The organism is Candidatus Omnitrophota bacterium, from assembly GCA_016209275.1.
Lineage (GTDB): Bacteria > Omnitrophota > Gorgyraeia > Aquiviventales > Aquiviventaceae > JACQWM01.
Genome location: JACQWM010000004.1, coordinates 138,889 through 162,391 on the forward strand (window position 1 = coordinate 138,889; position 23,503 = coordinate 162,391).

Annotated in this window: 23 protein-coding genes; 22 read left to right on the top strand and 1 reads right to left on the bottom strand. The window is 63.7% G+C overall.

Annotated elements, in window-relative coordinates:
• The first annotated feature begins 12 nt into the window (after positions 1-12).
• The 16 genes from HY737_01150 (at position 13) to priA (ending at position 18,248) form a co-directional block, all read left to right on the top strand.
• The gene (locus tag HY737_01150; GenBank protein MBI4596994.1) at positions 13-1,239 is read left to right on the top strand and encodes a glycosyltransferase; all 1,227 of its coding nucleotides are present in this window, start codon (positions 13-15) and stop codon (positions 1,237-1,239) included.
• A 13-nt stretch (positions 1,240-1,252) separates the two neighbouring features.
• Positions 1,253-2,239, top strand: a complete 987-nt coding sequence (locus HY737_01155) for a GDP-mannose 4,6-dehydratase (protein MBI4596995.1) — start codon at positions 1,253-1,255, stop codon at positions 2,237-2,239.
• Positions 2,232-4,058, top strand: coding sequence for a hypothetical protein (locus tag HY737_01160; GenBank protein ID MBI4596996.1), 1,827 nt, complete (start codon positions 2,232-2,234; stop codon positions 4,056-4,058). Before HY737_01155 ends, HY737_01160 begins: the two co-directional genes overlap by 8 nt.
• Positions 4,055-5,278 carry an O-antigen ligase family protein gene (locus HY737_01165; protein ID MBI4596997.1) on the top strand — a complete coding sequence of 408 codons (1,224 nt, stop codon included), beginning with the start codon at positions 4,055-4,057 and terminating at the stop codon, positions 5,276-5,278. Before HY737_01160 ends, HY737_01165 begins: the two co-directional genes overlap by 4 nt.
• A 14-nt stretch (positions 5,279-5,292) precedes the next feature.
• Positions 5,293-6,282, top strand: coding sequence for a glycosyltransferase family 9 protein (locus HY737_01170; protein ID MBI4596998.1), 990 nt, complete (start codon positions 5,293-5,295; stop codon positions 6,280-6,282).
• Positions 6,279-7,400, top strand: a complete 1,122-nt coding sequence (locus tag HY737_01175; GenBank protein ID MBI4596999.1) for a glycosyltransferase family 9 protein — start codon at positions 6,279-6,281, stop codon at positions 7,398-7,400. The genes HY737_01170 and HY737_01175 overlap by 4 nt, the downstream gene beginning before the upstream one ends.
• The gene (locus HY737_01180) at positions 7,372-7,719 is read left to right on the top strand and encodes a hypothetical protein (GenBank protein ID MBI4597000.1); all 348 of its coding nucleotides are present in this window, start codon (positions 7,372-7,374) and stop codon (positions 7,717-7,719) included. Before HY737_01175 ends, HY737_01180 begins: the two co-directional genes overlap by 29 nt.
• On the top strand, positions 7,694-8,596 hold the full coding sequence (locus HY737_01185; protein MBI4597001.1) for a glycosyltransferase family 1 protein: 903 nt from the start codon (positions 7,694-7,696) through the stop codon (positions 8,594-8,596). The genes HY737_01180 and HY737_01185 overlap by 26 nt, the downstream gene beginning before the upstream one ends.
• On the top strand, positions 8,593-9,705 hold the full coding sequence (locus tag HY737_01190; GenBank protein MBI4597002.1) for an NAD-dependent epimerase/dehydratase family protein: 1,113 nt from the start codon (positions 8,593-8,595) through the stop codon (positions 9,703-9,705). The genes HY737_01185 and HY737_01190 overlap by 4 nt, the downstream gene beginning before the upstream one ends.
• Positions 9,706-9,759: 54 nt before the next feature.
• Positions 9,760-10,893 carry a glycosyltransferase family 2 protein gene (locus HY737_01195; protein ID MBI4597003.1) on the top strand — a complete coding sequence of 378 codons (1,134 nt, stop codon included), beginning with the start codon at positions 9,760-9,762 and terminating at the stop codon, positions 10,891-10,893.
• Positions 10,857-11,669 carry a glycosyltransferase family 2 protein gene (locus HY737_01200; GenBank protein ID MBI4597004.1) on the top strand — a complete coding sequence of 271 codons (813 nt, stop codon included), beginning with the start codon at positions 10,857-10,859 and terminating at the stop codon, positions 11,667-11,669. The genes HY737_01195 and HY737_01200 overlap by 37 nt, the downstream gene beginning before the upstream one ends.
• Positions 11,666-13,576: a glycosyltransferase gene (locus HY737_01205; GenBank protein ID MBI4597005.1), complete on the top strand. Its 1,911-nt coding sequence runs from the start codon at positions 11,666-11,668 to the stop codon at positions 13,574-13,576. The genes HY737_01200 and HY737_01205 overlap by 4 nt, the downstream gene beginning before the upstream one ends.
• Positions 13,573-14,283, top strand: coding sequence for a polysaccharide deacetylase family protein (locus HY737_01210; GenBank protein ID MBI4597006.1), 711 nt, complete (start codon positions 13,573-13,575; stop codon positions 14,281-14,283). Before HY737_01205 ends, HY737_01210 begins: the two co-directional genes overlap by 4 nt.
• 12 nt (positions 14,284-14,295) lie before the next feature.
• Positions 14,296-15,468: a glycosyltransferase gene (locus HY737_01215; GenBank protein ID MBI4597007.1), complete on the top strand. Its 1,173-nt coding sequence runs from the start codon at positions 14,296-14,298 to the stop codon at positions 15,466-15,468.
• Between the two features lie 124 nt (positions 15,469-15,592).
• Positions 15,593-16,249 carry a uracil-DNA glycosylase gene (locus tag HY737_01220; GenBank protein ID MBI4597008.1) on the top strand — a complete coding sequence of 219 codons (657 nt, stop codon included), beginning with the start codon at positions 15,593-15,595 and terminating at the stop codon, positions 16,247-16,249.
• 1 nt (position 16,250) lies between these two features.
• Complete coding sequence (gene priA, locus HY737_01225) at positions 16,251-18,248, top strand: primosomal protein N' (protein MBI4597009.1); 1,998 nt, start codon at positions 16,251-16,253, stop codon at positions 18,246-18,248.
• 67 nt (positions 18,249-18,315) lie between these two features.
• Here the strand turns inward: priA and HY737_01230 are convergent, their stop codons facing one another.
• On the bottom strand, positions 18,316-18,912 hold the full coding sequence (locus tag HY737_01230) for a tetratricopeptide repeat protein (GenBank protein ID MBI4597010.1): 597 nt from the start codon (positions 18,910-18,912) through the stop codon (positions 18,316-18,318).
• A 65-nt stretch (positions 18,913-18,977) separates the two neighbouring features.
• On the opposite strand from HY737_01230, the gene def reads away from it, so the two are divergent.
• From def to HY737_01260, 6 genes are all read left to right on the top strand, one after another.
• Positions 18,978-19,454, top strand: a complete 477-nt coding sequence (gene def, locus HY737_01235; GenBank protein ID MBI4597011.1) for a peptide deformylase — start codon at positions 18,978-18,980, stop codon at positions 19,452-19,454.
• 96 nt (positions 19,455-19,550) lie between these two features.
• Positions 19,551-20,471: a methionyl-tRNA formyltransferase gene (locus tag HY737_01240; GenBank protein ID MBI4597012.1), complete on the top strand. Its 921-nt coding sequence runs from the start codon at positions 19,551-19,553 to the stop codon at positions 20,469-20,471.
• Complete coding sequence (locus tag HY737_01245) at positions 20,472-21,503, top strand: galactose-1-phosphate uridylyltransferase (GenBank protein MBI4597013.1); 1,032 nt, start codon at positions 20,472-20,474, stop codon at positions 21,501-21,503.
• Positions 21,496-22,500 carry a galactose-1-phosphate uridylyltransferase gene (gene galT / locus HY737_01250; protein MBI4597014.1) on the top strand — a complete coding sequence of 335 codons (1,005 nt, stop codon included), beginning with the start codon at positions 21,496-21,498 and terminating at the stop codon, positions 22,498-22,500. Before HY737_01245 ends, galT begins: the two co-directional genes overlap by 8 nt.
• 71 nt (positions 22,501-22,571) lie before the next feature.
• Complete coding sequence (locus HY737_01255; GenBank protein ID MBI4597015.1) at positions 22,572-23,387, top strand: aldehyde dehydrogenase; 816 nt, start codon at positions 22,572-22,574, stop codon at positions 23,385-23,387.
• 3 nt (positions 23,388-23,390) lie between these two features.
• A partial coding sequence (locus HY737_01260) for a type I glyceraldehyde-3-phosphate dehydrogenase (protein ID MBI4597016.1) occupies positions 23,391-23,503 on the top strand: 113 nt, incomplete at its 3' end.

Genomic DNA, 23,503 nt, shown 5'->3' on the forward strand with positions numbered 1-23,503 from the left:
ACACACGACCCGATGCCCTCAAGCGTGACCATCGTGAGAATGCTGACCCGCCTGAATATCGGCGGGCCGGCCCTCCATGCGGCAGTCCTCTGCAACCGCCTGGATGCGCGCCGATATCGAACGTGCCTGGTGATCGGCCGACCCGATCCGAGCGAAGGCGATCTGCGCGGGCTGATTCATGATGCGGCAGCGCAGGTGGTGCAGATCGACTCGCTGCGGCGCGACATCCGTCTGTGGGCCGATCTGCGCTCATGGCTGCGCCTGGTCACGATCCTGCAGCGCACGCGGCCGGCCATCATCCATACCCACATGGCGAAGGCCGGCACGTTAGGCCGACTCGCAGGATGGTGGTACAACCACTGGGGGGCCGGGCGGCGCAAGGCGCACCGCGCCATCCTCATCCATACGTTCCACGGCCATGTGCTGGAGGGATATTTTTCGCCGTGGAAGACGCGGCTGTTTTTGGCGATTGAGCGCTGGTTGGCGCGCCGGACGGATTGTTTGATCGCGGTCAGTCCGACGGTAAAGCGCGAGCTGCACGCGCTTGGCATTGGCTCGGCGGCGCAGTGGCGGGTCATCCCGGTCGGCTTGGCACTCTCCCATCTGGCCCAGATGCCGCTGCCCAATGGCGCGGCCGCGCTGCGCTTCGGACTGATCGGCCGGCTCGTGCCGATCAAGCACCCCAGCTTATTTTTAGAGGTCATGGAGCGGCTGGCACGCCAGCCTTCGCTTGGGCAGGTCCAAGGGCTGATTGTCGGCGACGGCCCGCTGCGCCGTTCGCTTGAGGAGGAGTCGCAACGTCGAGGTCTCGCCCCGATGGTGCGCTTTACCGGATGGCAGCGCGATTTGCCTTCGGTGTACGGCGGCATTGAAGTCGCGTGCTTGACATCTCAGAATGAAGGTACGCCCGTGGCGCTCATCGAAGCGATGGCGGCCGGGCGCGCGGTCGTGGCCACCCGGGTCGGGGGTGTGCCGGACCTGTTGGAGGAGGATCCGGAATCCGACGGCGAGGTGGCTCCGGGAACGTGCCGTGTGACGCCGCGCGGCATCCTGGTGGGGCCGGGAGACGCCGAAGGGTTTGCCCGAGCGCTGACGATGCTCGTGGAAGACGCGCCATTGCGGCGGCGGCTTGGCGAATCGGCCCGGGCCTATGTGGCGCAGCGGTTTGATCAGGACCGGCTGGTGCGCGATATCGAAGCGCTCTATGAGGAGCTGCTGAAAGGAACGCGTGACACATGACGAGCGTCTCTGAATGAAAGCGCTGATTACAGGCGGGGCGGGGTTCATCGGATCGCATCTGGCCGAGGTGCTGCACAGCCAGGGCCATGCGGTGACCGTGCTGGACAATCTTTCGACAGGCAAATACGTGAACGTCGCCCACCTCGACGGGCAGCCCAACTTCCAGATCGTCACCGGCAGCATCCTCAACGAAACGCTGGTGGATAAGTTCGTCGAGCGCTGCGACGTGATCTACCACTTGGCCGCCGCGGTGGGGGTGGAGCTGATCATTAAGCGCCCGCTGGAATCGCTCATGACCAACATTCGCGGCAGCGAGGTCATCTTTGAGATGGCGCATCGGTACCGCAAAAAAGTTCTCATCGCTTCCACATCGGAGATTTACGGGAAAAACATCCAAGGCCCGCTGCGCGAGGATACCGATCGCGTGCTGGGCTCGCCGCTGAAGAGTCGTTGGAGTTATTCCACCTCCAAGGCGGTCGACGAAATTCTGGCGCACGTCTACTGGAAAGAGAAGGGCGTGCCGACGATCATCGTGCGGCTGTTCAACACGGTCGGGCCTCGGCAAAGCGGCGCGTACGGCATGGTGATTCCACGCTTCGTGAGCCAAGCGCTTGCGGGCAAACCGTTGCTAGTGCACGGCGATGGCAAGCAGTCCCGATGTTTCCTGCATGTCCGCGATGTCATCGGAGCGCTGGTGACGCTGATGGAGCATCCCGCCGCCGTCGGCGAGGTGTTTAACGTGGGGAGCCAGGAAGAGGTGACCATCGAGGATCTGGCCCGGCGCGTGATCCGTCTGGCGAACAGCGCCTCGGTCGTGGCGTACGTGCCCTACGAAGAAGCGTATGAAGAGGGGTTTGAGGATATGCCGCGGCGCGTGCCGGATATCAGCAAGGTCCAAGCGCTCATCGGCTTTCGCCCCACCATGAATCTTGATCAGATCATCGCGAGCGTGATTGACACGAGGCAGCCCGCTGGGGTGGCGACCGCGAAGCATGCGTGAAACATTCGGGCACGTGGGCACGGCCATCGCCGCCGCCGCAACGGCCTTCGCCTTGACGTATCTGCTCACCCCGCTGGTCCGCGCGCTGGCCGTCAACTGCGGATGGGTCGCCAGACCGGTGCACGATCGGTGGGGGCGCCGGGTGATCGGCCGGCTTGGGGGGGCGGCGATGTTCGTGAGTTTCATCGCGGCCGTGCTCTGCTGGGTCCGCGTCGACCCGGGCATGGCGGTGCTCTTGGTCGGGACCTCCCTCGTATTTCTCCTCGGACTCGTGGATGATCTGCGGCGGATGCCGCCGTATACGAAGCTCATCGCGCAGATGCTGATCGGCTGTGTCGTGGTCGTCGGCGGCATCCGGCTGCCGCTGATTGACTGGATCTGGCTGTCGATTCCGCTGTCGATTTTGTGGTTCGTCTTCGTGATGAACGCCTTCAACTTGCTGGATAACATGGATGGCTTGGCGGCGGGTGTGGGGGCCATCGCCGCGGCGTTTTGCGCGCTCCACACCGGATTAGCCGGCCAGTGGATGCTGGCGGTGGCCGCGTCCATCGTCTGCGGGGTGTGTCTTGGCTTTCTGTGCTACAACTTTCCGCCGGCCAAGATTTTCATGGGAGACTCCGGCAGCCACTTGCTGGGCTTCAGCCTCGCCGCACTAGCCGTCATGGGGAATTGGCACCGCTCAACCCAGCTTGTCAGCGTCTTGGCCGTGCCGATGCTCGTGCTGGCCGTGCCGATCTTTGACACTTGTTTTGTCACGCTGCAGCGGCTCGCGCACCGGCAGCATCCGTTCACCGGCGGCACGGATCATGTCTCGCATCGGCTCGCCGTCCTCGGGTTGACTGAGCGGCAGACGGTGACCGCGCTCTACGGGGCGAGCGTGGGTCTCGGGTTGCTCAGCCTCATCTCCCGGGACCTGAAACCCCTGACCGCAGTGACGATGTGGTCGCTGGTGCTGGCGGTCCTCGTGCTCTGCGGATGTTACCTGGCCCGCGTCAAGGTCTATCGGCTGCACGCGGCGTCCGACGATCCGGGTGCCTCCTCCGCGCCTTCCCCGGCACCCGCCACGCCCATCGCCACGATGCTGATGCACAAGCGCCGCCTGTTGGAAATCCTCGTGGACTTCGCCGTGGTCAGCAGCGCGTACGTGTGCGCATACTTCCTGCGGTTCGAAGGGACCCTCAGCGCCGAGTTTCAGGTCCGCATCATGCAGTCGCTGCCGCTCATCCTCTTCATCAAGCTCGCCTGTTTCGCCGGCGGCGGCTTGTATCGGGGCGTCTGGCGGTACTTGAGCGTGTCGGACATCATCACGATCTTCAAGGCGGTGACGCTCGGATCGATCCTCTCGTCGATGGCGCTGCTGTACCTGTGGCGCTTCGAAGGCTATTCGCGCTCCGTGCTCGTGATTGACGGCCTGCTGACGTTCCTGGGTGTCGGGGGCTCGCGCGTCGTCGAGCGGCTCTTGGATGAATGGGTTCGCGGCGCGGCCGCCTCAGGGCTGCCGACGGTGATCATCGGCGCGGGGGACACCGGGGCGCGCGTGCTGCGCTGGCTGAAGTATGAAACCCAATCGCGGCATCGCGTGATCGGATTTTTGGACGATGACGCGCGGAAGGTTGGCGATCGCATCTACGGGACCCCGGTGCTCGGCACGCGCGAGCTGCTGCCGAGGCTGATTGAGGCCCACCGGGTTCAGCACGTGCTGGTGGCGATCACCGATCCACCAGGCCTCCTACTGCAGCACGTCCGGGCGGTGTGCGAGCCCCACAGCGTGTCGTGGCGGGTCGTCACGGCCGAAGTGACCGATGCGCTGAAATCATGACGGGCCTGCGCGCGGCAGTCCGCTGGCTGCAAGAGGCCAGCCTCTACCTGTTGATTCTTCTGCTCCCATTCTCGAAAGCCTCTATTGAGCTGACCTTCGCAGGCCTGTTCTTCGGGTGGCTCTTCGCGCGCCTTGATCCGGCGACACGCCGCGACAGCCTCTGGCACCGGCCGGCGCTTCGCACGCTGCTGGCGGTGCTGACTGGCTACCTGGCGGTCTGCGCGCTCTCGATCGCCGTCAGCCGCTATCCCGGCACCAGCCTGAAAGGTTTCGTGGGCAAGTGGCTCCAATATCTGCTCTTTACGGTCGTCATCGCGGATGTGGCCCTGCACCCTGCCGTGGTCAAGCGCAGCCTCCGGGTGTTTGCGGCCGCAGCGCTCTTCGTGGTCTTCGAAGCGGTGACGCAGGAGCGATACGGCAACGGATTTTTTCGGAATTTCCGCCTCGATTTTTACTTCAGGATGACCGGCCCATATGAGAATCCGATCGACCTGGCCACCTATCTGATGGTCGTCATTCCCATCCTTCTGGCGGTGGTGTTGACGCGCGCCTGGCGCGCTCGATGGCCGCTGCTCGCCCTGCTGGCTGCGCTGGTGGTCTGCTTGGTGCGGACGGAATCGCTGGGCGCTTGGCTGGGGCTGGGCATCGGACTACTCATGATGAGCGTGATGAGCCGCGCGGTCAGGCGCTATGGGGTGCTGCTACTGGTGGCGGCCAGCCTGATCGGCGCTGGATCGCTCATCCGCCGTCATCGGCTCGCGAAGGTCGCCTCCTGGTCGGAAATCGGCAAGACCGACCGCATCGCCATGTGGACATCCGCCCTGCGCATGATTCAGGACCGCCCGATCCTCGGCCATGGTGTGAACACGTTCATGGCGAACTATCTCTCGTACTGGGTGGGCGGAGAGCAGCAGCCGCGGTATGCGCATAACTGCTACCTGCAGGTCGCCGCGGAAACCGGGCTGATCGGCCTAGCGCTGTTTGCGTGGCTCCTGGGGCTGCTGTTCTATCACCTGTATGCCGCGTGCCACCGTCTTGGGTCCAAGGAGCGGCTCATTCTGCTCGGGCTCTTCGGAGGCTTGCTGGCCTTCGCCGCGCAGGCCGCGCTGGATACCAACTTTTACGCGATGCGGCAAGCGGCGCTGTTTTGGATGGTCGCCGGGCTGGCGTTAGGGATCAGCCAGTGGAAGCCAAACAGCTCGTTGTCGGCCAACCGGTAATTTCTCCCGCCATCATGCGCCGAATTCTCTTCATCCGAACCGATCGCTTGGGAGAGACGGTGTTGAATCTTCCCGCGGTCGCCGCCTTAAAGGTGTTGGAGCCTGAGTCGCAGGTCACGTGGCTGGCTGATGCCGCCCTCGTCCCCTTGCTGCAGCTGGCCCAGTCGGTCGATGAGGTTCTGGCGGTGCGGGCTGACGCCGGCTCAGGATGGTGGCTGCAGGCAGCACAGGTGGCAGCGTTCCTGCGCCCTCGGCGATTCGATGTCGCGATCGTGTCGAATCCGGCCAAGGCCTGGCATCTGGCGGTGTGGCTGGCCGGCATTCCCATACGAGTAGGCTACAACCGGAAGTGGGGAGGATTGCTGACCCACCGCCTGGCCGATCGCAAGTCGATCGGCGACCGCCATGAAGTCGAGTATAATGTCGAGTTGATCCGGCGGCTGGGTGGCGCCCAAACATCCCGGGAAGCCGTCTCGGGCGAGGTGCAGTGGCGGCAGCCGCGACTTGACGCCGAGCGGCAAGCCCTCCAGCCGCTGCTGACCCGTCAAGGCCTTCAGCTCGCCGAGCCGTTCATCGCCATTCATCCTTGGACCTCGAACCCAGTCAAGCAGTGGCCGCTCGATCGGTGCCGGGCGTTGTTGCAGGCCCTGGGGGCGTCACCTGGCCCACAGCTTGCCGTCATCGGCGGCCCTGAGCAGCGCCGCGACGCGGCCTCAGTCATTCCTCAAGGTGTTGCGGCGGCTGATCTGGTCGGGCGCTTGACGCTGCCGCAGCTTGCCGCGTTCCTGCAGCAGGCCCGGCTGCTGGTGTCCAACGATAGCGGCCCGGTGCACCTTGCCGCCGCCGTCAACACCAAGACCATCGTCCTCTTCGGCTCATCACACTCGGCGAATGGGCCTAGACGATGGGGCCCATGGGGCGCAGGGCATACCGTGATCACCAAGCCCTCGATGGATCTGATCACCGTCGAGGAGGTTGTCGAAGCCATTCGTCATCATCTATGAAAATCCTCATCATCAATCCCTTCGGCATCGGCGATGTGCTCTTCAGCATGCCGTTGATTCGAGCGATTCGCCAAGCGTTTCCGGAGAGCTGGATCGGCTACCTGTGCAACCGCCGCACCGAATGGATTCTCGAATCCAGTCCCCATCTGAACGAGTTGTTTGTCTATGAAAAAGACGACCTGATCGGGTTGTGGCGCCGCTCATGGCTTCAGGGTCTGGGGTATCTCGCGAGCCTGGTCAAGCGCATCCGAGGCCGCCGATTCGACTTGGTGATTGATCTGTCCCTGGGCGAGCGGTATGGGCTGATGACCAAACTCGTGGGCATCCCGCGGCGCGTCGGCTTCGATTACCGAGGCCGAGGGCGGTTCTTGAAGGAGCGGCTGGCGATTGACGGCTATCACGACGAGCACATCGTGACGTATTACCGCCGGCTGCTGCAATTTCTTGGCATCACGATGGTGGAAGATCGGTTGGAGTTGCCGGTGCGCGCGGAGGATGCGGCGTGGGCAGCGCAGTGGTTGGCCGCTCAAGGATTCATGGACGGCCGCACCCTGGTTGGCATCGTGCCGGCGGGCGGGGTGAGCTGGGGCAAAGACGCCCCGTTTCGCCGCTGGAGCCTGGCGGGTTTTGCCGCAGCGGCCGATGCGCTCATCGAACGGTGCCGCGCGCAGGTGATCCTCTTCGGAGAAGCCAGCGACCGCGACGCCTGCCGAGAAGTGGCCCACCGCATGGCGCAGCCGGCCATCGATGTCAGCGGGCAGACCACGTTGGGGCAATTTGTGGCGCTCTTAGCCCGGTTGGATCTGGTCATGTGCAACGACGGCGGCCCGCTGCACTTGGCCGTCAGCCAGGGGGTGAAGACCGTGTCGATTTTCGGGCCGGTCGACCCGCACGTGTACGGGCCGTACACGGCGGGCCGCGGGGGCCACGTGGTCATTGCTGAGGAGACCTTGCCGTGCCGGCCATGCTATCATCGGTTTCGGCTGCCGCCATGCCCCTATGAGCGCGCATGCCTGACGATGATTCGCGTCGATGACGTCGTGGCGGCATGCTCAGCGGCGCTGCGGTCGACGGAGGGAGTGCGTGGTGATGCGCCCGCTCATTCTCTCGCTCGTTGAACGGGGCTGGCGCGATGCCCGGATGCGCGCGCTTGAGCTGCCCCAGGACATGGTGGTCGTCCACCTGGTGAAAGGGCGCTTGCCGCGGTCCGTCCGCGCGCTGATCGGCGGAACGCATCCAGTGCGAATGATCGGCACTCCTCGCATGGCGTTCTGGCCGCTGGCATGGGCCTGGTGCGTCGGCGCATGGATGACCGGACGCCTTCAGGCCGTGTGGGTCGATCATCCCCGCTCCTATGAACGCCTGGCACGGCTCGCACACCGCTTCGGTGTGGAGATCGTGCTGATCACCCATGATGCGTATCGCGCTGTTGTTTAACGGGTCTCGGGCTGACACCGTTGGCTACTACTTTCTCCGGGCCTGCCGGCAGCTGGGGATCGCGGCCGATCATTGGCAGGTCACCGAGGGGCCGCCCGCACCACCGGGATATGAGTTGTATCTTCGGGTCGACCACGGCGATGACTACCTCGCGCCGCTTCCGGCGCACGTCCGCCCGCGGGTTTTCGTGGTCAGCGACACCCATCTGCCGCGCAGCTGGAAAAAAATCCAGCGGATGGCGCCGCACTATGACATGATGTTCTGCGCGCAGTCCGTGGCCTCAGGAGCGCTTCCGAACGGGGCCTGGCTGCCGTTTGGGTGCGACTCGGCACTGCACGCTCCGAGGGCCGGACCGCAGACGTGGGACCTGGCGTTTGTCGGCACGGAGGGGGCCGCACCCAGAAAATTCATTCTCCAAGCGCTCCGGGAGCGGTATCCCAACAGCTACCTGAGCACCGCACGGCATGACGAGATGGCCTCGATCTACAGCCGGGCGCGTCTGGGGTTTAACTTTTCGATCGCGAATGAGATCAACATGCGCGTTTTTGAAGTCCTGGCCACGAGAACCTGTTTAGTGACGAATGCGCTCCCCGCCATTGAGCTCTCGCGCCTTGGCCTGAGGCCCGGCGAGCATTTCATGATGTATCACGGGCTTGAGCAATTGTTCCCCGCCATTGATGCGCTCTTGGCGGACCCGGCTCGGCGCGGCCAGCTGGCGAGCGCGGGCTTCGAGGCGGTAACCGCGCGCCACACCTATGTCCACCGGATTCGGCAACTCCTGGAGGAGTCAGCCCGCCGCGGGCTGATCAACTTTCCAGCTATCGAACGTCCAACATCAATCATCAATCATCAATCGTCAATCGAAAATCCGTCATGAGAATTTTAGTCACCGGAGGCGCTGGTTTCATCGGTTCCCATCTTGTCGATGCCTTAGTCCGAGAAGGCCATGCGGTGCGGGTCTTGGATAATTTCGAGCCGCAGGTCCATGGCGCGCAGCGCCCGGACTACCTCAATGCAGCAGCGGAGTATGTGGCAGGCGACGTCCGCGACCGGGCGATCCTTCGGAAGGAGCTGCGGGCGAACGTTGTGGTCTTCCATGAGGCAGCGCTGTTGGGGGTGGGGCAGTCGATGTACGACATCGAGCGGTATGTCTCGATCAACGCGCTGGGAACCGCGACACTGCTCGATGTCATCGTGAATGACCGCCTGCCGCTGAAGAAGCTGATCGTGGCCAGCTCGATGAGCATCTACGGGGAAGGGCAGTACCGGTGTCAAGGGTGCGGGCCGATCGCCCCGTCGCTTCGGGACGACGCGCAGCTGCGAGCTCATGCGTGGGAGATGCGGTGCCCCTCCTGCGGGCAGCCGGCCGAGCCGTCGCCAACACCGGAGCGCAAACCGTTGATGCCCACGTCGGTCTATGCGGTCTCAAAACGCGACCAGGAGGAGCTGTGCCTGTCGGTGGGCCGCAGCTATCATGTGCCGACGGTGGCCTTGCGGTACTTCAATGTGTACGGCAGCCGGCAGGCGCTCTCCAATCCCTACACCGGGGTGGCCGCGATCTTCTCGGCTCGCATCAAAAACCGCCACCGCCCGCTGATGTTCGAGGATGGGAACCAGACGCGCGATTTCATCCACGTCCGCGACATCGTCCAGGCGAACCTGCTGGTTATGCGCGAGGCGCGCGCGGATCACCAGGTGTTCAATGTCGGCACAGGGCAGCCGGTGTCCATCGGGCAGGTCGCGCGGCAATTGGCCGCGCAGTACCGTATTCCGGTCGAGCCGGAGACCACGCTCAAGTTCCGCGCCGGCGATATCCGCCACTGCTACGCGGATATTGCCTCCCTGTCGGCGTTGGGTTTTCGTCCGACGGTGACGTTTGACGAGGGGTTGCGCGAGCTCGTCGCGTGGGGCGCTCAGGTTGCGGCGGAGGATCGCGTGGAGCACGCCGCGCAGGAGTTGACCGCGCGAGGATTGACTCAAGGTTAAAAGCAAAGGCGATATCAGATATCGATTTCGATATCTGATATCGGTTGTGAGGTGATGAATCAACCAGTCTGCGATTTAGTGCTATGCAGTTGGAACCATCTCGAGGAAACGAAGCCGTGCCTTGAGAGCCTGCTCGAGGCCACGCGCGTGCCGTCCCGCCTCTTCATCGTGGATAACGGCAGCGAGCCGGATGTCCGCGCCTTTTTGGCGGCGGTTCAACCCCGCGGGGCGATCAAGGAGATTGTGGTGATTCAGAATGAAATGAATGAAGGGTTCCCGCGAGCCATGAACCGGGGACTCAAGGCCTCCGCCGCTCCCTTTGTCGTCATTTTGAATAACGATTTGCGTTTTACCGTCGGCTGGCTACAGGAGATGATCGAGGTGGCGACAGCGAATCCGCACCTTGGCGTGATCAATCCGGCCAGCAATACCCTTGGGAACGTTCCATCGAAAGGCGTCTCGCTGCAGGCACATGCCGATCGCTTGCGCCAGAGCCGAGCCGGGCAGTACACCGAAGTCGGGATGTGCATCGGCTTTTGCATGTTGGTGAAGCGCGAGCTGTTCGAGAAAATCGGAGGCTTCAACGAGCAGGTGGAGCGGATTTTCTTCGAGGATGAAGATTTTTGCATGCGAGCCGCTCAGGCCGGCTCCCTGTGCGTTGTGGCCGAAGGGGCGTATGTCTATCATGCGGAGCATCAGACGGTGCGAAAGATGCCGGAGCGGGAAGCCCTCTTCGCCCGCAACCGGGAGTGGTGCCGGGCGCAATGGGGACGCCGATTGCGATTGGCCTGGCCGCGGTTTTCCCCTCTCGTCCCAGGCTCGCCGGAGCTGAAGCAGTGGTTGGAGGAGATGATTGCCTGGGCGCGGCACCGCACCTACGTCTATGCCTATTGTCCCATCCCCTCGGGCGTGACGACACGCGCGATCTTTGAGTCGGTGGGGCTCATCCCGCATGCGGACATCCACTGGCGCGCGATTCCGGCCAGGCTGGCTCCTGCGGCCGCGGCGGTGTGGATTTTACGGCGGTCAAAGAAGCGATTTGACATGATCGCCGCTCCCTCAAGGGGATGGAGCCGGCTCATGCAGGCGGCCCACTGGTGGCATCGCGCGGCCGTGATCCCAGCAGAAGACCCCGCCCAATTGAAAACCGCATGGAAAACAAAATCCCGCTCTCCGTGGTCGTTCTAGCGAAAAACGAGTCCGCTCGGATCCGCGACTGCCTCCGGAGTGTCGACTGGGCCGATGAGGTCTTGGTGGTCGATGATCACAGCACGGATGACACCGCGCGGACCGCGGAGGCGATGGGCGCGCGCGTCGTGCGCCGGGCAATGGACATCGAAGGCCGGCACCGCAACTGGGCCCATGCCCAAGCCAAGCATGAGTGGATTTTCAGCGTGGATGCGGATGAGCGCGTGACACCCGAGCTGGCCCAGGAGATCATCGCGCTCTTCCGCTCTACACCGGCGCATGAGCTCTATGCGATTCCTCGCCGCAATTATCTCGGAACCTTCTGGATCCGCCACGGCGGCTGGTATCCCAGCCCGCAACTGAAGCTCTTCAAGAAATCGGTGTTTCGGTGGGAGGAAACCACGGTGCATCCCCGGGCGTTCTCGGATCGTCCAGCCGGGCAGCTGACCCAGGATCTGATCCACTACTCCTACCGCGACCGAGGCGATTTTTTGCGCAAGCTCGATCGGCAAACCACGCTCGAAGCCGAAAAATGGGCGGCCGATGGCCGGCGCATGAGCCTTGGAAAAGCGCTCTGGAGAGCCATCGATCGCGTGGCGCGCTCCTACGTGTTGAAGCGAGGCTATCGGGATGGGGCGGTGGGCTGGTTTGTGGCCAGGATGGCGGGACGCTACCAATGGGTCAGCTACTGGAAGTACGTCCGGATGACGTCTGATGTGCGCGCTGCCGCAGCAGCGCGGCTGAAAGTGCCACACTCATCCGCGGCCGCACGATGAAGACAGCGAATCAGCAAGATGAGGGCAAGCACGATCAGGGCGAGCCGTTCCATCAGCAGGACGGTATTCTCCCATACCTGTCGGTCGTGATTCCTGTGTTCAACGGGCAGCGGTATCTGCCCGCGACCCTAGCACACCTCGTCGAGTTCTTAAGCCCGCGCGGCGCGTTTGAAATCGTGGTGGTTGACGACGGCAGCGCGGATCAGACGGCGGAGCTGGCCCAGGCCTGCAGCGCGCGCGATTCGCGCATACGCCTGGTCCGTCTGGCGGAGAACCGAGGCAAGGGCGCTGCGGTCCGTGAGGGTATGCGCCGGGCCCGAGGCGCCTTCAGAATCTTCTGCGATGCGGACTTGCCCATCAGCGTTGAGACGCTTGAGCGGCCGCTGGCATTGCTGCGCAACGGCTGCGACATCGCCATCGCCTCCCGGGCGCTGCGTGAATCCGCCGTGGCCGTGCCGCCGACGCTGCTGCGGCAGGTCGTTAGCCCCTGCTTTAACCGGCTCATCCGCGCGCTCTTTCGCCTGCCGTATCAGGATACCCAATGCGGGCTGAAAGGATTTACCCAGCAGGCGGCCGAAGATCTCTTTGCCCAGGCAGGGATCGACGGGTTTGCGTTCGATGTCGAGCTGCTGGTGCTGGCCCGCCTGCTCGGCTATCGCGTGGGCGAGTTCCCGGTTCGCGTCGAAAATACCGCCGAGAGCAGTGTCAGCGTCGTGGGCCACACCGGCGCGATCGGCCGCGATGTCTGGCGCATTCTCCGCAACCTCCGCTCAGGACGCTATCGCGCTCCGGGGGCGGATCAACCCTCTCGGAGCCTGGCGGAGCGCATCGAGCGCTCGATCGCGGAAGCTCGCGGCGAGGCGCAGCACCCCAGCGGCCCTTCGCGGTCACCTACCTGCATCGCCGTGGTCAGGCGGCTGGTGGCGCGTCCGCTTCGGATGTTTGCGGCCTCCTATGTCAGCCGCCGGGGCAGCCAGGAGCTGGACCGCCTGATGAACGCCGGTGTTGTGGCATGGGGCGAGTTTTTGAAGGGTGCCGCGTTCTGGGAGCTGACGATTCGATCTTCACTGCCGCAGGCGGCTAAGCGCTGGGAGCTAGAAGCTCCTGAGAGCGTCCCCCAGCATTCAGCTCCTAGCTCTCAGCCACGAGAAACATTGGCCGTCGTGATCCTCACGAAGAATGAGGAAGCGCGGATCGCCCGCGCCCTGGCCAGCGTGGCCTGGGCCGATGAAGTGATCGTGGTCGATGGAGGAAGCACCGACCGGACGGTTGAGATCTGCCGCCGCTTCGGGGCTGCCGTCATCGTTCATGCGTTTGACGGAAGTTTCGCGATGGATCGGAATGTCGGCAGCGAGCGCGCGGCATCCGACTGGGTGCTGCAGATGGATGCGGATGACGTCGTCACACCGGGTTTCCGCCACGCCATGGAGCAGATCCTCCGCGAGGGGACGCCGCATGCCGGGCTGAAGTTTTATCGCCGCAGCGTGCTGCTGGGGCGCGTGATGCGCTTCGGCGGCTGGCATTACATGGTGCCGAACTTAGCGCGCCGCACGCGCGTGCGCTATGAGGGATTAGTCCACGAGCGATCCGTCATCGACGGCACCGTGGGCGAGCTGCCCGCGGATATCGAGCACCATCCGTGCGAGGATCTGATGACGTTTGCGGCGCGGCAGCACCGGTATACCACGCTGCAGGCGGAGGAATGGTTCGCGGCTGAAGGGGCCGGCGCTGCGCTGGACATCCGCCGGCGATTGTGGAGGCGGCCGTGGAAAATCTTCTGGAAGAGCTACGTGAAAAAGCAGGGATACCGGGAAGGGTGGCACGGGCTGGTGTTCGCCGAGCTCTTCGCCGGGGTCGAGTTTTTGAAGTGGGCGAAGTGCTGGGAGCTGGCTCGACGGTCGCGATGAGACGCTGGTCCTATCATCTGCCCATTTTAGGCTACCATCGCGTGGGGGCCTTTCGCGGCGACCATGTGCCGACGGTCTCGCCACAGGCCTTTGAGCGGCAAATGATGTGCCTCGCCCGGTGGAAATTCCATGTGGTTGGGTTGGAGGAGCTGTTGCGCACGCCGGCGGGCCGCGAGGCTCTGCCGCGGCGCAGCGTCGTGATCACCTTTGACGATGGCTATGAGGAGACGTGCACGGTGGCGTGGCCGATCCTCAAGCGGTTCGGATTTTCCGCAACCGTCTTTGTGGCGACTGAAGAAATTGGAGGTCCTGGGTTCGCGACGTGGGAGCAGCTCGCCGCGATGGCTGATGGCGGCCTGACGATCGGCAGCCACACCGCGCATCATTGTTATTTGCCGGATGCCCAGCCGTCCCAGGTGACGGAAGAGATCGTGCGTTCCAAGCAAGCCCTTGAGGCGCGGCTCGGCCAGCCGGTTGATTTTCTCAGCTATCCGATCGGCGGCTTCACGCCGCACGCGCAGCAGGCGGCCAGCCTCGCTGGGTACCGCGCCGCAGTCACCACCAATCGGTATTCACGCGATGCGGCGATGGCGCCCTTCGCGCTGCGCCGCATCAAAGTCACGGAGCGCGATCGATGGCCCTGGCTGTTTTGGGCCAAGGTCTCCGGCTACTATGACGCGTTTCGAAAACTCAAACCCCCTGGATAACGTTCCACCTCCGTGTCGACCTCCGCGCCGCGCATGCTTGTCAGTTACACCACAGCAGGAGCCGGGCATCGCCGAGCCGCCGAAGCGATGGCGCAGGCCTTAGCGCGTTTAATACCGGACGCCGACATTGTCTGCCACGACGCGTTAAAGTGCACCCCGCTGTGGTGGCGCTGGAGCTATCCGCGCACGTACTATTATTTAGTGCGAGCGACAGCCTGGCTGTGGGCGCTCGCGTTTCGTTGCCTGGATCACCCCATCGGCTATGCGATCTGGCAGCCCATCAGGCGACAGGGGAATCTCATCATGGCCTGGCGGTGGCTGCGAGAGCTTCAGCAGCATCCGCCGCAGCTCATCGTCGTGACGCATTTTTTCCCCTGCGATGTCATCAGCACGGCAAAGCGCGCCGGGTGGCTGCGCGCTCCGCTCGTCGTGGTGGTCACGGATTTCCACCCCCACGCGTTTTGGCTCTCCCGCGAGGCCGAGGCCTACATCTGCTCAACCGAGCAGGGGGCGCGCACGCTGGTGGCTCGCGGCATTCCGGCCGACCGGATCCATGTGCTCGGGATTCCCATTGATCGCCGCTTCGCCGAGATCCGCGACCGCGAGGCGATCCGGCGGCAGGTGGGGCTCTCCGGCGGCCGGCGCACGATCCTCATCACGAGCGGGGGAGCTACCGTCGGGCCGTTTGAGGCGGTCGTCCGCGCGCTCACGGCGCTTGAGCGCTGCTGGCCGGGCCGCATTCAGCTGCTCGTCGTCTGCGGCGAAAACACGAAAACGGCAGCGCGGCTGCGCGCCGCCGCGCGCCAAACATCCATGCCGGTGAAAGTCTTCGAATTTGTGGAGACGATGCCTGAGCTGATGGCGGCCAGCGACCTGATCGTCGCGAAGGCCGGCGGGCTGACCGTGACCGAAGCGATGGCCGCAGGCCTGCCGATGCTCATGTATCATGTCATTCCAGGTCAGGAGCAAGCGAATGCCCGCGCGCTCATCAACGCCGGAGCCGCCGTGCTCATCCGCGATCCGAAGCGCGTGGCGGAGACGGTTCGCCGGCTGTGCGAGGACCCCGGTCGGATGGCCGCGCTGCGCCAGGCGGCGCAGCGGCTGAGCCACCCGCATGCGGCCGATGACATCGTCGAGCAGGTGATCAAACCCTTGTTACAATCACCAATGACCAAATTCCAATGACCAAACAATCACCAATGACCGAATCACCAATGACCAAACAGACAGACTATTTGGTTATTCGGTCATTGGAACATTGGTTATTGTTTGGTTATTGGTGCTTGGTTATTGGTCATTGCTCAAGATCATGAGTGAACTTTCCCAGATGGCACGGCGGCTTCGGCAACATCTGGAAGGATTATCCGCCTTTGGGCTCAGGGAGATCCCAGCAGTTCGCGCCAACGAACGCTCCAAACAGGATGAGTTATCAGCACTGACTCAGGACGTCCTGCGCTGCCGCCGATGTCCCTTGTATCGCACCCGGACCCATGCCGTCATCAGCGACGGCAGCCCGCAGGCCGAGCTGGTGTTCGTGGGAGAAGCCCCGGGACGCGATGAAGATCTGCAGGGCAAACCGTTTGTGGGGGCCGCAGGACAGCTGCTGACGAAGATGATCGAGGCGATGGGGCTGCGGCGCGCGGACGTCTATATCTGCAATGTGCTGAAGGATCGCCCTCCTGGCAACCGCACGCCGCTGCCGGAGGAGGTGGACGCCTGCCGGCCGTTTTTGGAGCGGCAGCTCGCCATCATCCAACCGAAGGTGATTTGCGTGCTGGGGGCTGTGGCGGCCAAGGCGCTGTTAGGGCCGCACGTGGCGATCACCAAAATCCGCGGGCAGGTGCGCGACTATCAGGGGATCCCGCTGGTGCCCACGTTTCATCCGGCGTATCTGCTGCGCAATCCCCCCGCGAAGACGTTTGCCTGGACGGATCTCAAGCTCGTTAGAAAACTCCTTGTCCTCTGAGATGATTGCTGAAGTCGCCTTCAATTTGCCGCTGGACAAGACGTTCCACTACCTGATCCCCCCCTCGATGGATGCGGCAGCGCAGCCCGGCGCGCGCGTGGCCGCGCCATTCGGCCCGCGCTGGCTGGTGGGCTGCATCATCGCGCGCGTTGGCCAGAGTCCGATCGCTCACCTGAAGCCGATCCGCCGCGTGATCGATCCGATCCCGGTCATCGGCGATGAACGGTGGGAGTTGGCGCGCTGGCTGAGCCGGACCTACTACTGCAGCCTCGGCGAAGCGCTGGCGGCGATGGTGCCCAGTCAGCTGAGGATTCGCGCGCCCATAAGCTCGACCGATTCAGGGGGGCCGCCTGAGGCGGCGCGTGAGCCGCCAAAGCCTTTGACACCGGCTCAACAGCAGGCGTGGCAGACGATCGCCGGGGCACTTGCCGAGCGATCCGCCGCAGGTCCCCGGCCTCCGGTTGTGCTGTTGCATGGCGTGACCGGCTCAGGAAAAACCGAGCTCTATCTGCACGCCATCGCCAGCGTCATTGCCCAAGCCCAGGCCGCCATCTACGTGATTCCTGAGATTGCGCTCACCCCGCAGACAATCGCCCGTGTGCAGGGCCGTTTTGGCAGCCAGGTCGCAGTCTGGCATAGCCGGCTGACGTCTCGGCAGCGAGCCATCGCGTGGCAGCGCCTGGCGGCGGGGCGCGCGCGGATCGTCATCGGGGCGCGCTCCGCGGTGTTCGCCCCGGTGCCATCGTTGGGGCTGATCATCATCGATGAAGAGCAGGAGACGACGTACAAACAGCAGGACGTGCCCCGGTACCACACGCGGGAGGTCGCCGTGGCCCGCGCTCGATGCGTGAAGGCGGCCGTGCTGCTGGGTAGTGCTACGCCCTCGCTTGAAAGCTTCTTTGCGGCGACCCAAGGCCGCTACCGCTTGGCCACGCTGCCCGAGCGCATCGAGGGCCGCCCGCTGCCGCGCGTTGCGGTCGTCGATTTGCGAGAGGAGATGGCGAGCCGCCGCCGCATCGGCCCCTTCTCGCGCTTGCTGGCGCTTGCGCTCCAGGGGACGGTGGAGCGCGGCGAGCAGGCGATGCTGCTGCTCAATCGCCGCGGCTTCGCCCGGACGATTCAATGCCAGGCGTGCGGGGAGGTGGTGCGCTGTTCGCGTTGCGCTATCCCGGTTATTTACCACGCCTCCGCCGGAGTGCTGCGCTGCCATTACTGCAATGCGCATTACCCGCCCCCGGAGGCGTGCCCGGCCTGCCGAAAAGGCTCGTTGAGATTCCGAGGGTCAGGGACCGAGCGGGTCGAATCGGAATTGCACCGGCTTTTTCCCATGGCGTCCATCGCCCGGATGGATCGCGACACCACCGCAGCCCGCGACAGCCACCAGCGGATTTTTGAGGCGATCAGCCAAGAGCATGTGGGCGTGGTCGTTGGCACGCAAATGATCGCGAAGGGCCATGATTTTCCCTCGGTGACGCTCGTCGGCGTCATCTCAGCGGATACCTCGCTGAACCTGCCGGATTTTCGAGCGGGCGAGCGGACGTTCGATCTGCTCACGCAGATGGCCGGCCGGGCAGGGCGCAGCAGCCGCCCAGGCCAGGTGGTGATTCAGACGTATTGCCCGACGCATTACGCGATTCACGCGGCCTCCGCCCACGACTACGGGCAGTTTTATCGCGAGGAGCTAGCGATGAGGCGCCGGCTGGCCTTGCCGCCGTTTTCGCGCCTGGCACAGCTGACGGTCCTCGCGAGCACGCGCGCTCGCGCGGAGGAGACGGCTGAGCGGTTAGCCGCCGCTCTGCGCCAGGCGGCGAAACGCCGGCGAATCACCATGATCGGCCCGGCTCCCCATCGGGTGGCTCGCCTGCGCCGCACGTACCGCATGTGTGTCTTGCTCAAGGGGACGACGACGGACGCGCTGACGGATGTGCTGCGGAAGGTGCTGCAGCCAGGGAGGAAATTCGGCGGGCTGCCGGTGCTTGTGGATGTGGATCCGCTGTAAAAGCAGCAAATAGCAAATAGCACATAGCAGATAGCGAACGGCCTTTTCTATCTGCTATATGCTGGAGTTAGGCCGCAAACCCCTTCTTGATCGTCCCTAACGCGTCGAGATTGCGGAGGCTTTGCTGCGCTTCAAGATCGCCGGGATGCAGCTGCAGGATTCGTTCAAAACAGGTGCGCGCTTTCGCGTCATCGGCCCGCTTCATCGCGAGCCGTGCGAGTTTTCTCAAGGCGCCCAGATGATTCGGATCGAGCGACAGCAGTTCTTCGTAGGTTTGCAGCGAGGCGTCTTCAAGCCCGGTGCGGCTCAGGGCTTGGGCGAGCGCCATCAGCAGCGATCGCGAGCGGGGATTCAGCCGCAGTTCCCATTCATACAGGCCGATCGCTTGCCGGTACTTGCCTTGGGCCTGGACGAGCCAGGCCCACGCGCGCAGCGGCAGCGTCAGCAGGGTCATCGAGAGCTGCCACAGCCAGGAGGGCGGATGCTGGTTCGCGTGCTTTTGAATGGCGAGCCGAAGGTAGCGCCGCGCTTCGGTCGCATCCGGGGCATTCTTGACGACAAACGAGAGCAAATCGGCCGCGTATTCGTAGCTGCCTTGCGTGTAGGCTTGGATGCCTTTGTCAAAATAGGGCTGCAGATCTGTCGGAACCGCGGCCAGCGCCATGCGCCTATCATACCATAGGTGGTTGCAATTTTTCTCCGAGGCATTACAATACCACCAATATGCCGGTGCGCCCGTTATGCCTTGAGCCGCAACCGGTGTTGCGCGCCGCCGCCTGCCGCGTGAGGGCCTTCACCGATGATGTGCGGCGTCTCGTTGACGATTTGATTGAGACGATGTACGCTAATGATGGCATTGGGCTGGCCGCTCCGCAAATCGGACGCGACGCGCAAGTCTTCGTGGCGAATCCCTCCCGCCATCCGGGCCAGGAGCTCGTGATGGTGAATCCCGCGCTCGAGTGGTCTGCCGGGCGCGCGGGGATTGTGGAAGGGTGCCTCAGCGTGCCCGATGTGTGGGCCAAAATCCGGCGGGCCGCGAGGGTTCGAATGCACGGATGCGATGCGGCCGGTGCGGCATACACGGTGACCGCCGAGGGGCTCTTGGCGATTGTCTTGCAGCACGAATTTGATCATTTGCAGGGCCGGCTCTTTATTGATCGCCTGCCGTGGTGGCGCCGTTTAACGACGAGAAGACCGACGAGGTGATTGAGTGATTGAGGGATTAAGTGATTACGAGAGATCGCTCAGGGTTTCATATCTTTGAATCACCCAATCACCCAATCACTTAATCACACATGATGGATGCGCGTGATATTCTTCGGCACGGCGGAGTTTGCGGTGCCGAGCCTGACGGCGGTGGCCGCCGCAGGACATGAGATCGCCCTGTGCGTCACACAGCCTGATCGACCGAAAGGACGCGGATTGCGCACGGAATCATCGCCGGTCAAGCGCGCAGCCGTCCACTTAGGTCTTCCCGTGGCGCAGCCCGAACGACCCACCGCAGCGCTCCTGCAGCCGTTTCATCCCGAGCTGGGGATTGTGATCGCCTACGGGCGGCTGATTCCGCGCGAGGTGCTGGCCGCCGCGACCCAAGGCATGCTGGGCGTGCATCCCTCGCTGCTGCCGGCCTATCGAGGCGCGGCTCCGGTCGCGCGGGCGATCTTGCAGGGCGAGACGACCACCGGGGTGACGATCTTCCGATTGACTGAGCGCTTAGATGCCGGCGCCATCATCCGCCAGCGCTCGGTGCCGATTGAGCGGGAGGAGCCCGCGGATCGGCTCACGGAGCGGCTGGCACACGTGGGTGCTGCGGAATTGGTGCAGGCGATTGGCGAGCTGGCGAAAGGGCAGGCGAGCGAAACGCCGCAGAGCGACGCCGAAGCGACCTTTGCCCCGAAGCTGACCAAGGCCGACGGCTGGATTGATTGGGCGCAGCCGGCCCACCTGATTGTCCGGCGGATTCGCGCGGTCAATCCCTGGCCCGGCGCGATGACCCAATGGAGGGGCGGCGCGCTGAAAGTGACGGCGGCCGCGGCGCGAGCATCCTCGGCGAGCCAGGCGGCTGCCGGCACCATTGTCGAAGCGGTGCCGTACCGGATGGTGGTGGCCACCGGCGAGGGGATCGTGGACATCACCGAAGTGCAACCGGCGAATCGGCGGCGCATGAGCGTCCGCGAGTTCCTGGCCGGTCATGCGATTCGAGTCGGAGACACACTCGGTTAAATGCCTGAACTCAGAAAAGATCCTCTCATCGGTCGGTGGGTGATCATCGCCACGGAGCGGGCCAAGCGCCCGGTGGATTTTCTGACACCGCACGCCGATCCCGCCTCGAAGGACGAGTGCCCCTTCTGCGAGGGCAAGGAGTCAAAAACGCCGCCCGAGATCATGGCCGTGCGCGGCAACGGCAGCGCGGCGAATCAGCCTGGGTGGAGCGTTCGGGTCGTCCCCAACATCAGGCCGGTGCTGAGGATCGAAGGCGAGCTCAACCGGCGGGGCAAGGGCATGTATGATCTGATGGACGGCATCGGCGCCCATGAGCTCATCATCGAAAGCCCGCAGCATATCGCCAATGCGGCGGATCTTCCCGCGGCCCAAGTGCATAGCTCGCTGAAGGCCGCGGCCGACCGGATGAAGGATCTGGAGCGCGATCCGCGGTTTCGGTACGTGCTCTGGTTTAAGAATTACGGCACGGTCAGCGGAGCCGGGCCCATTCAACACAGCCGATCCCAGCTCATTGCCACCCCGGTCACGCCGCTGCGAGTGAAAGAGGAGCTCGTCTGCGCGCGCCGGTATTTCGAGGATAAGGAGCGCTGCCTGATCTGCGATATCATTGCGCAGGAGCGCGAGATGCAAGCGCGCGTGGTCCTCGAGACCTCCTCCGTGATGGCGCTGTGCCCCTTCGCGTCGCGGTTCCCGTTTGAGCTGTGGATCGTGCCGAAGCGCCACGGCAGCGACTTTGTCAGGGCGACCAACGAGGAAATCACGGAGGCCTCGCAGGTGCTTCGGGAGGTGCTCATGCGGCTGAAAAGCGTGCTGGATGATCCGCCCTATAACGCCCTGCTGCACACCGCGCCCTTCCGGCATGGGCGCGGCAAGGTCGGCCACTGGAAGACCATCGAGGAAGACTATCACTGGCACATCGAGCTGATTCCTCGCCTGACGCGCGTGGCGGGCTTCGAGTGGGGCAGCGGCTTCTACATCAATCCCACGCCGCCTGAAGAGTCGGCCAAATACTTGCGGGAGGCGCATGTCTGAGCTGCGGCGGGATCCGGTGATCGGGCGGTGGAATATTGTGGAGACGGAATCGCCGTCCGGCCCGGCGGATTTTGACGTGGAGCATCAGGCCATCGGCGGAACGAAATGTCCGTTCTGCTACGGCAATGAAAGCATGACGCCTCCGGAGATCCATGTGCTTCGGCCCTCCGGCACCGCGCCGAATGCGAGCGGCTGGACGCTTCGCGTCGTCTCGAATAAGTTTCCGGCGCTCAAGATCGAGGGCGACCTGGCCCGCCGCGGGCTGGGGGTGTTCGATCTGTGCAATGGCGTGGGGGCGCATGAAGTCATTGTCGAATCCCCGGATCACCATCGGCAAATGTCGGACCTCAGCGTGCCCGAGCTGACCGAGGTGATCAAGGCGTTTAAGATCCGGTCGCTGGATCTGCGGGGGGATGCCCGGCTGAAGTACACGCTGATCTTCAAAAACTTCGGACTGGCGGCGGGGGCGTCGCTGGAGCATTCGCACTGCCAGCTCATTGCGCTGCCCATTGTGCCGAAGCGCGTGCAGGAAGAGCTGCGCGGCTGCGAGAAATATTTCGAGTTCCGCGATCGCTGCCCGTATTGCGACATGATCGCCCAGGAGCTCCAAGAGCCCGAGCGGCTGGTCTGCGAAAACCGCTCCTTCATCGCGCATTGCCCGTTCATGTCCGGGTTTCCCTTCGAAGTCTGGATTCTGCCGAAGCAGCACCGCGCCGATTTCGCTCAGATCACCCCCGAGGCCACGAGCGATTTTGCTCGGATTCTCCGCGAGGTGCTCCTGCGCCTGCGGGTGGTGCTCTCCGACCCGCCCTACAACTTTATCATCCATACCTCGCCCATTGAGTCGCGGGAGCGGGACGAATACCACTGGCATCTGGAGCTGATCCCGAAGCTGGTCAAAATCGCCGGCTTCGAGTGGGGCACAGGCTTCTATATCAATCCCACGCCGCCGGAACTGGCGGCCAAAGCGCTGCGCGAGGCGACCCTGCCGGTGTAGCCATTGCGATTTCCCTCGAATCAGCGTAAAATTTATGGACTTACATTCGAGGCAGACCAAGGAGGATTCCCATGGCAGTCCGCATTGGCATTAACGGATTCGGACGGATCGGCCGCAACGTGTTCCGAGCCGGGTTCAACCGTCCAGGATTGGAATTTGTGGCGATCAACGATCTGCCCACGCCGACCGCCACCTTGGCCCACCTGTTGAAATACGACTCCATCCTCGGCATGTTCAACGCCGAGGTCTCGGCGGCTGAAGACGGGGTCGTGGTCAACGGCAAGAAGCTGAAGATGTTCACGTCGAAGCAGCCTGCCGAGATCCCGTGGGGCGAGCTGGGGGTGGATATCGTGGTGGAATCCACCGGGGCGTTCACCGACAAGGAGAAGGCGTCCGGCCATCTGGCGGCCAAGGGGGTCAAGAAAGTCATCATCACAGCGCCGGCCAAAGGGGAGGATCTCACCATCGTGATGGGGGTCAACGACGCGCGGTATGACCCGGCCACGCACCACGTCATCTCCAACGCGTCCTGCACGACCAATTGCGTGGTCCCTATCGCTAAGCTGATCCACGAGCGCTTCACCATCCAGCGCGGCTACATGACGACGATCCACTCCTACACCAACGATCAGCGGCTGCTGGATCTCACCCACAAAGATTTGCGGCGCGCTCGCGCCGCCGCCTTGTCCATGATTCCCAGCACGACCGGGGCCGCGAAGACCGTCGGGGTGGTGTTTCCTGAGCTGAAGGGCAAGATCGACGGCATGTCCATGCGGGTGCCCACGCCGAACGTCTCCATCGTCGACCTCTCCTGCCAGGTGGCGAAAGACACCTCCGTCGAGGAGGTGAACGCGGTGTTTAAGGCGGCGGCGGAGGGCCCGATGTAGCGCATACTGCATTACAACACCGACCCGCTCGTCTCCAAGGATTTCACCGGCAACCCGCACTCGTGCATCTTCGACGCGCCGCTTACGGCGGACATCGACAAGACGCTGGTCAAGAC